This window comes from Acinetobacter sp. P1(2025) (assembly GCF_051390655.1).
Classification (GTDB): Bacteria; Pseudomonadota; Gammaproteobacteria; order Pseudomonadales; family Moraxellaceae; genus Acinetobacter; species Acinetobacter junii.
The window spans coordinates 1-792 of record NZ_JBPKBJ010000166.1 but is presented as its reverse complement, the minus strand read 5'-3'; the positions used below and the strand labels follow the sequence as shown (position 1 = coordinate 792).

The 792-nt window shown below is 35.1% G+C and carries 1 protein-coding gene; it reads left to right on the top strand.

The annotated features are described in order from the left end of the window. Positions 1-63 precede the first annotated feature (63 nt). Positions 64-765 carry an IS1-like element ISPa14 family transposase gene (locus tag ACSC97_RS18195; protein ID WP_004678526.1) on the top strand — a complete coding sequence of 234 codons (702 nt, stop codon included), beginning with the start codon at positions 64-66 and terminating at the stop codon, positions 763-765. The last annotated feature ends 27 nt before the right edge of the window (positions 766-792 follow it).

Sequence of the window (792 nt, the reverse complement as noted above, 5' to 3'; positions counted from 1 at the left end):
ATTTGGTGGTGTTTCAAAAAGTATGCTGAAACAAAGCAGGTTGAATTTTGATAAAATAGAGAAATGCGAATAACTCTAGAAATCAAATGTCCAACCTGCCTCAGTGACAGTATAAAGAAAAATGGCATCAAAGTAGATGGGAAACAAAACTATCAGTGCAAAGACTGTAAACGTCAGTTTATTGGTGACCATGCTCTGAGCTATCTAGGATGTAATTCAGGCATTACTCGAAAAATATTACAGTTGATGGTCAGAGGTAGTGGTATACGAGATATCGCTGAAGTTGAGCGAATCAGTATCGGTAAAGTTTTACGTACTTTAACCGAATCGACCTACCAAATTCAGCCTAAACAAAGTCATTATGAGTCTCTTGAAGTTGATGAGTTTTGGACTTTTGTGGGAAATAAAAATAATAAACAATGGCTTATTTACGCCTACCATCGAGAAACAGGTGAGATTGTTGCTTATGTTTGGGGTAAAAGAGACTTAGCTACAGTTCAACGATTGAAGACAAAGCTTAAACAATTAGGTATTCACTACACCCGAATTGCAAGTGATCATTGGGACAGTTTCATAACTGCTTTTAAAAACTGCGAGCAAAGTATTGGTAAATTTTTTACTGTAGGTATTGAAGGTAATAATTGCAAAATAAGGCATCGAATTAGGCGCGGTTTTAGAAGGAGTTGTAATTTTTCAAAAAAGATTGAAAACCATTTTAAAGCTTTCGACTTAACCTTTTTTTACATCAATAATGGCTTCATTTAATGTCAGCATACTTTTTGAAACACCACC